At 70.9% G+C, this 7,820-nt stretch carries 5 protein-coding genes; 1 reads left to right on the top strand and 4 read right to left on the bottom strand.

Annotated elements, in window-relative coordinates:
• The coding region (gene mobF / locus Dsi01nite_RS54905; RefSeq protein WP_203854505.1) for a MobF family relaxase at positions 1-4,029 on the bottom strand (4,029 nt) is incomplete at its 3' end.
• Between the two features lie 220 nt (positions 4,030-4,249).
• Here mobF and Dsi01nite_RS54900 point away from each other — a divergent pair.
• On the top strand, positions 4,250-4,624 hold the full coding sequence (locus tag Dsi01nite_RS54900) for a hypothetical protein (RefSeq protein WP_203854504.1): 375 nt from the start codon (positions 4,250-4,252) through the stop codon (positions 4,622-4,624).
• Between the two features lie 207 nt (positions 4,625-4,831).
• On the opposite strand, the gene Dsi01nite_RS54895 is transcribed toward Dsi01nite_RS54900, so the two are convergent.
• The 3 genes from Dsi01nite_RS54895 to Dsi01nite_RS54885 all read right to left on the bottom strand — a co-directional run.
• The gene (locus tag Dsi01nite_RS54895; RefSeq protein ID WP_203854503.1) at positions 4,832-5,377 is read right to left on the bottom strand and encodes a hypothetical protein; all 546 of its coding nucleotides are present in this window, start codon (positions 5,375-5,377) and stop codon (positions 4,832-4,834) included.
• 80 nt (positions 5,378-5,457) lie between these two features.
• Positions 5,458-7,344 carry a ParB/RepB/Spo0J family partition protein gene (locus Dsi01nite_RS54890; RefSeq protein ID WP_203854502.1) on the bottom strand — a complete coding sequence of 629 codons (1,887 nt, stop codon included), beginning with the start codon at positions 7,342-7,344 and terminating at the stop codon, positions 5,458-5,460.
• Between the two features lie 73 nt (positions 7,345-7,417).
• On the bottom strand, positions 7,418-7,820 hold a 403-nt coding region (locus Dsi01nite_RS54885; protein ID WP_203854501.1), incomplete at its 5' end, for a hypothetical protein.

Raw genomic sequence — 7,820 nt, 5'->3', positions numbered from 1 at the left:
GGCCCACTTCGCGTGCTGGCCTTCGAGTCGTTCGACCACCTGCTCGAGTTCTGCGGCGGTTTCCTGGGCTGCGGTGAGGCGGGTTTCGAGCTGCTCGACGCAGTCATTGGCGCGCTGCTGGTTGGCGGTGATGGCCTGCCGTTGTTCGACCGCGCTGCGTCGCCGCCAGATCGGGACGCGTGGCGTTTCGGTGTCGCGGATGCGTTCGGCGGTGGCTTGTGCTGCGGCGAGGCGTTGGCGGATGTCGTCGATGCGGTGTTCGGCGGCGGTGAGTTGGAGGTGCGCAACGCGGAGGTCGTCGCCGACGTAGGCGGGCATGGCGCGGTCGGCGGCGTGTTGAAGCGCGACCCATTCGCGGAGGTTCTGGTCGGGTGCGGCGGCGACTTGACCGGCGACGGTGGCGACGCCGAGGGCGATGCGGGCGCGGTGCCAGGCGGCCCACCGGGCGGGGTCGCGTTCGGTGGGTTCGGTTCCGATTGGTTCGTCGCGGGAGACGGTGTGCCGGTCGCGGTAGGCAATGACGACGGAGGCCCTGCCGATCCATTGGCCGCGCCCGTAGTCGTCGTCCGGGACGGGGCCGAGTGCCTTCGTCCAAGTGGGTCGGAGGTCGGCGGCGAGTTCGGCGAGGCCGGTGATGCGCCGGTCGCAGACATCGGCGATCTGCTGCAGCGTGTCACGGAGGTCCGCGGGTGCGTTGGTGGGGACGCGTTCGTTGTAGGTGAGGGTTTGGTCGGAGCGGATGGCGGCGCGGGGGTCGGCGAGGACGTGGTCGTACAGCATTTCGACGCGCCAGGTGAGGACGGCGGCGACGTCGCGGGCGTCGTCGAAGTCCTTCCAGGCGACGGCGGTGTCGAGGACGGTGGCGGGTTGGTAGCCGGCGGCGGCGAGTTGCCGGAGCCGGTGGGTGAGGGCGGGCATGGCGGGGTCGTCGACGAGCCGGGCGGCGATCTCGCTGGCGGTCGCGGCGGCGCGGGTGCCGGCGTCGCCGCGGATGGCGGGGTGGTGCCGGCCGGCGGCTTCGGCGATGACGGCGGCGTACGCGTCGATCTCGAAGCGGTCGACGAGGTCGTCGAAGACAGGTCCCCACCGGGCGAGTTTGTCCCAGTCGGCGGCGAGCTGCTGGGCGGTTTCGGTGCCGGACCGGTCGGTGGTGTCGTTGGTGAGGATGTCGGCGAGGGTGGCGACGCCGGCGCCGGGTGGTTGCCGGTGGTGGGGTTCCTCGATCTGCAGGTGGGTGATGACGTAGAGGAGGTTGGTGAGTGCGCCGCGGGTGGCCATGACGTAGAGCCGGCCGAGGCTGGTGGCGTCGTCGATGAGGCTGCGGACGGTGTCGACGGTGCGGCCTTGGGCGGCGTCGACGGTGGACGCGTAGGCGAGCTGGACGTGGACGGCGATGTATGCGGAAGGCAGGATGACGTCGTCGCCGTTGCGGGTGTTGACGGCGGCGACCGCGCCGTCGGGGCCGATGTCGGTGATGCGCCAGGTGTCGCGGTTGGCGACGAACCCTGTCTCGGTTTCGAGCCGGCGGTCGTTGCGGCGGGTGACGATCCGATCGCCGACGCTGGCGCGGTTGTCGTCGGCGAGCGTGACACTGCGCCCGCGTTGCACGACGCCGGCCTGGATGAGCAGGGCGCGGGCCTGGGCGGCGAGGTCGGCGGCTTCGGCCTGGGTTTCGACGAGCAGGAGGCTGTCGAGACCGGCGAGGGTGTCGCCGGCCCACCCGGACAGCATCTGCGGGACGAGGTCGTTGCGGGTGCCGGCGATGATCCGATGGCGGCGGTCGTATTCGACCAGGATGGTGGGGTCGCCTGCGCGGAGCCGCAGCGATGCGGGCCCTTCCCAGGGGTCTTTGAACCTACGGAGGTCGGTGAGGTCGACGGTACGGTCGAGCCCGGCGAGGTAGCGCAGCAGCCCGCCCGGCCCGACCGCGGACACCTGTTCGGGGTCGCCGACCAGGATGAGTTTCCCGTCGACCTTGTCCAGGAGCCGGACGAGTTCAGCGAGTTGCAGCGACGACGCCTGCGACGCTTCGTCGACGATCAGCCACTGGCCTGGGGCGAAGCTCCAGTTGTCCGCGGTGGTGGTCCCGGCGGGTGGGAGGTTTTGCGAGTGGAGCCACATTGCGACGTTTTCGGTGCGCATGGTGGTGCCGTCGGGGGTGCGGGTGGCGTCGGCGAGGATGTCGGCGGCGTGCTGTCCGACGGCGAGGCCGAGAACGGGGATCCCGGCCCGCTGCGCGGCGACAGCGACGGCCTTCTGCATGAAGGTTTTGCCGCTGCCTGCGGGTCCGATGATGCCAGTGACGCGTTTGTCGTCGCCGACGATGTGGTGCAGCGCGGTGACCTTGTCCGGGCTGAGGTCGAGCTCGGCGGCGATCTCGTTGAGCAGTTCGGTGGGTGCGGGGGTGGCGCCGAGGCGGGCGGCGTAGGCGATGACTTCCTGCTCGGAGCCGAGGACGGTGCGGGTCGACAGGTGCAGGTCGCGGTGCCGAACGTAGATGCCCTGGTTGTCGCTGGCGCGGAGCAGCGACGGTGCCCAGTCGACGAGTTCCGGCGGGGTCAGCACCCGCAGTCCGCCGGCGTGCGTGCGCACCGCTGCGGCGGCGAGCTGCTGGACGCGCTGCCAGTCATCGCGACGGTCACCGTCGGTGAGGCCGAGGACCCGGCCGACGTGCAGTTCGACGTGGTCGACGCGGAACACGGCGCGTTCCTGGGCCAGGTTCGCCACGGCGCGTTCGACGGCCAGGTGGTCATCCAGGCGCACAGCGGCGCTGACGACCGCGGGGCGTCGGGTGTCGTCGACGCCGAGGCGTTGCAGCGCGGTGTCGACGTCGGACTCGGTGAGCCGGCCCGGGTCGGTCACGTTGCGCCGGGCGGCGGCGAGGGCTTGCACGGCGAGGTCGTGGACGTCGTCGACGACCTGCCCGGCGACGATCCGGCGGACGTCCGCGGTCGTGGACAGGCCCGCGGCGGTGTCTTCCCGCCGCAGCCGCTGCTCCATCTGCCGGGTCGACTCGGTCTGTTCGCGGGGGGCGCGGGTGCGCAGGGTGGCGACCTGCGCGGCCTTGCGCCACCGGCCGGCCGACACCTTCGCCGAGGCCGGCATCGACGTTGCGAGGTCGGCGGTGATCGCGGCCCGCCGCTTCGAGTACTGCCGGATGGCTGCGGCGGTGATCCCGACGATCTCGCGGATCGGTGAGCCTTCCCGGGCGGCGAACGTGACGCCGAGCCGGGTGTGGAGCTCGTGTTCGACGGCCCGGTCGTAGGCGATCCGCGCGCCGATCGTCGCCTGGTACAGCGCCTTGCTGTCCAGGGCGAGCCACTTGCCGTCGACGCTGCGGACCTTACTGCTGATGACGATGTGGGAGTGCAGCTGCGGGTCCCCGGCGCGGCTCATGCGGTGGTCGAAGACGGCGACGGCGAGGCCGTCCGTGTCGACCTGGGCGATGCCGTTGGCGCCGACCCTGGTGAACGCGCCGTGGACGCGGAGCTGCTCGATGACGGCGCGGACGCCGGCGTGCTGCGCGGCCATCACCTCCGCCTTGACGCGGTCGTCGCCGAACGCCCACAGCAGCGAAATGCTTTTCGGTGGGGAGACGGTGACGTCGAATCCGGCGACCGCTTTACGGTCCGGCATCAGATGGATGTCGTTCCACAGTTTCGCCGTCTGCTCGATGGTCGCGTCCGGCGGTAGTTTCGCAAGCTGCTTCTCGTATGCGGCGGCGCGGTATTCGTCGGTCATCGTCTGATACACGCGCCACGGCCGGCCGAGCAGTTCCCCGGTCAGCGGATGTTCGCCTTTGCCGATGAGCCGTTCCAATTGTTCGGTGCCGACTTCACCGCGGATTCCGAACAGTTCGTGGGTTTGCCCGGCCCACCAACCGGGTGCCTCGCCGTGTGCGGTGGCGTCCGCCATGTACGCGACGGCGGCGTTCTGCGGTGCTGGACGGAAGTCGTGCTGGCCGGTGGCGACCTGGTTGGTGAGGTAGCGGATGCCGTCGCCGGGTGCGATTCGTGCGACGGATAGCATGCGGCAAACGTACAAGATCAACTGACCTGTGAACATTTCAATGCCATGTGGTGTGCCCCAAAAATGCCAACCACGGACCTGTACAACTAACCAACCAGCGATGTAGCCGCAGGTGCCACCTGATCTCCTGAGACGGTGTTATTCGATACCACTGAATAGCGTGAGTTTGCGCGTTCTTTAGCTGTGGCGGCAGTGACGCCAGCCTGTTTACCGTGGGCGTATGGCGAGTCGTGGCGTGAATACGGCGGTGGCGCGGCTGCGGGAGGTGCAGGCGGCGCAGCGTCGGGCGGCGGCGGTGGTCGGCCGCAGGCAGGCCGACGTGTCGGCGGTCGCTGAGCGGCGGGCTGCGGTGCTGGCGCAACTCGGGCAGGAGGCGACGGAGACGCGCGCAGCGCTGGATGTCGCGCTCGTGGTTCTGGCGGACCTGGTCGGCGACGCTACAGCGGCAGGTACGGCCGATGTGCCGGTGACGGAGGTGCGGGCGGCGCGGCGGCGAGCGGATCGTGATGCGGTACGGGCGGCGGATGCTGCGGTGCGTGAGGGTGGGCCGCGTGGTGGGTCAGGGACGGCCGACGATGAGGGCGGCGACGAGTAGGCCGACGGCGATCCCAGCAGCGGCGATCCCGGCGGCGATGAGCGCCCAGTTTGCGCGGACGACGCTTCGCCCGATTCGGTCGCGTCGGCTTGGGTCGGGCGTGGTCATGATGACTCCCGATTGACGTGTTGTTGTGCCGACGATAGCCGGTCACGCATGAACGGCCGGTTCCGCACATTGGCGGGACCGGCCGTTCGGGTGGGGCGGCTATGAGGCTGCGGTGTTCAGTGCGGTGGTGATGCGTTCGGCGACGGTGGTCGTCGGCCTGGGGTCGTCGATGTACGACTCGATGATCGCGTTGACGATCGGGGCCGGGTCGGGCACGTTCGTCGCGAGCCGGACCAGTGCGGTGGCCAGGTCGACGGCTGTGTCCCATGCCGCCCGGTATTCCTTGGTGCAGGTGTCGGGCAGGGACTGCATGATGCGGATGGTCTGGTCGAGTGCGTCCCGTCCGTAGGCCCGGATTCGTAGGACGGTGTCGACGCCGGTTTCGACGGCGTTGATCAGATCGCTGTTCGGCTCGGGAATGCCGACGCTGACGGTGTAGTCGTTGGCGTCGACGTGGTCGTGCAGGTCGGCGTAGCACGTGATCTGGGCGCCACGTAGCGGACCGTGGTGCTCGTCCTCGGCGATCCTCGCGAGGATCATGGCGGTGTAGATGGTCGGCGCGTGCCGGGTGTGCGGGGTCGTGTCGTGCGGTTCGCCGGGTCGCTCGATGATGGCTCGCCGATCGGTATTGGGGTTCTCGTCCATCGGGGTTCCTTCCGGCCTGCCGGATGAGGGGCGATGATCTGACCGGCCGGGCGGCCGATGCCGCCCGGCCGGTCAGGGACCTACGCGGCTCGGGCGGCCTGGTCGGTGTCGACGGTGCGACGGGGGCGGCGAGCGCGGCTGCGGGGCGGCTTGTTCGTCCCGGCGACCGGCGCCGTTGCCGCCGCCGCGTCGGCGTCGGGCGCGTCTGTCTCGGCAGGGGTGGGCGTTGCGGGCTGCTCCGGTCCGCTGGGCTCGGCCGTGGTGGGCTCCGGCGCGGGCGCGTCGGTTGCGGGGACGTCGTCGCCGGGGGCGGGGGTGTGCTCGTCGGCGGGCGGCGACGCCTGCGGGTCCGCGTCGGCCGGTGGCGCGTCGGCGCTGCTGGGGCTGGTTGTCGGCTGCGCGCCGGTCTTGTTGGTGTCCTCGTCTCGGCCGGTGTAGTTGCGGCGCTCCGCAAGTGCACGCTCGACCGCGCTGAGCGGGTAGCCGATGGTGCCGAGGAACGTCAGCCACCCGGCGGCGGCGGCGCGGGCGACCTCTCCGCCGAGCTGGCCCCACCGCCAGACGTCCTGCTCGACGTCGATGGCGCGCTCGTGGGCGGCGGCCAGGACGGCGAGCTGGATGACCATCTGCCGCTTCGCCGGGGCGGTCGCGGTGCGTGCCTCGATGGTGGCGAGTTCCGAGCCGATGGGCATGCTGAGCAAGTCGGCAAGGAGCTTCGCGCGGGGGTTGCCGAACCACCGGCTGAGCGGGTTGGCGCACGTGATGTGCTGCTGCGTCACGAACCGGAACGCGTTGTCCGGCAGCGTCTTGCGCGTGAGGTAGGTGCGCAGCCACTGCGTGCGCGTGAGGGTGGCGGCCTTCCACGCGAGGCGGCCCTCTTTCAGCAGCGCCTGGGCGGCGGCCTCTGCGGCGGCCTTGGCGGGGTCAGCGGACACGCCGGACGGGCTCGCCGTGGCGGTGCCGGTCCCGCTGGCCGGGTCGGTCTTCGGGGTCGGCGCGGTGTAGGGGCGGTGGTCGTTGGCCTTCGGGTCGGCGCAGACGTACCGCACGGCGTCGTCGTCCGGGCGGGGGCGCAGCGCCCGGTGCCCGGGGCAGTCGGCGTGGGTGTCCGGGGTGAGCTGCCGGTTGCGCCGGTCGGCGAGGCGGTCGAGCGCAACCATGCCCGGGGTGCTCAGGTCGATGACCTTGACACCGTTGGCCTTCAGCTTGTCCATGAGCGCCTGGTGCCTGCGCAACTGCTCGCGGGCCTGCTCGCGGGCGACGACCTCAACGTTGATCGCATGGGCGAAGTCGCCTCCCTTGCGGACCTGTGCGGCGACCCGGGCGACCGCCTCAGGGTCGTCGTCGAGCGGCTTGAGCGCGGCAAGCTGCGTGAAGTCCCATTCGTAGGCGGCGACCGCTGCGCGGGTCTGCTGGGACAGCGACCCGGCGGTGATGGCGGTCTTGAGTTCGGCGGGCTTCATGCCGGTGATCTGCGACAGGACGGGCCGGGCCGTGCCCGACCGGTTGGCGCGGAACAGGGCGAGCGCGTGCTCGGCCGGGGTGAAGTTCTTGCGGTAGACGTTTTCGAGCAACATGTCGATGTAGTCGTGTGCTTCCTTCCCGGCGTCGGCCTGGACGATGAAGCACGGCACGCGGGTCCGCCCAGTTAGCCGGGCGGCGCACAGGCGACGGTGCCCGGCGATGACTTCGAGCCTGCCGTCGGTGTGCTCCTTGACCTTGAGCGGGAAGCGGACACCGACCGTCTTGACGGAGGCCAGGAACTGCACGTCACCCGTGACGCTGGCCTCGACGTCCTCCCGTGCGTTGCCCTCGTGCTCGGTTAGCCGGTCGACGTCGACGTTCTCCATGCGGACGGCGAGCGACGGCGGCCCGTCGGTGGCGCCGACCGTCTCGGCGATGGTCGGCTCGGCGGCGGGGACGGCGGGAGCGCCTTCAATAGCGTTGGTCTGCTCGGTGGTGGTCACGATGCGGGTCCTTTCGTAGCTTGGTGGGCGGTCCGGGCGCGCGGCGTTGGCTCGGCGTGCCCGGACCGGGAGGTCAGGCGGCGCTGGCGAGATCGCGCAGCGCGCGCACCACCTGTGCGGTGCGCGGTTCAGGGCGCACGAGGGTCAGCGGGCGCGGTGCGGGCGGTGTCGGCTTGGCCGGTACGCCGACGTTGCGGGCGATCGTGGTGGCGACCAGCCAGTCGACGGTGGCGCTGGGCCGGGTGTCGGTGAGGCGGTACCGTTCGCGGCGGACATCGCCGACGACGACGACCGCGTCTCCCTGGTCGAGCTGGCGGGCGGCGTGTTCGGCCAGCGGCCCGGTTGCCTTGACCTGATACCGGATCGGTTCGTCTCCGGCGCGTTCCGGGTCGGCGGGCACGTCGATGATCAGTACGAGCACGGCGACCTGGTCTCGGTCGCGGGTTGCTCTCGGCTCTTCGGCGAGGACGCCGACC

The organism is Dactylosporangium siamense, from assembly GCF_016862795.1.
In the GTDB taxonomy this organism is placed as follows: Bacteria; Actinomycetota; Actinomycetes; order Mycobacteriales; family Micromonosporaceae; genus Dactylosporangium; species Dactylosporangium siamense.
The sequence above is the reverse complement of the archived record's forward strand: the minus strand, read 5'-3'. Positions and strand labels throughout refer to the sequence as shown.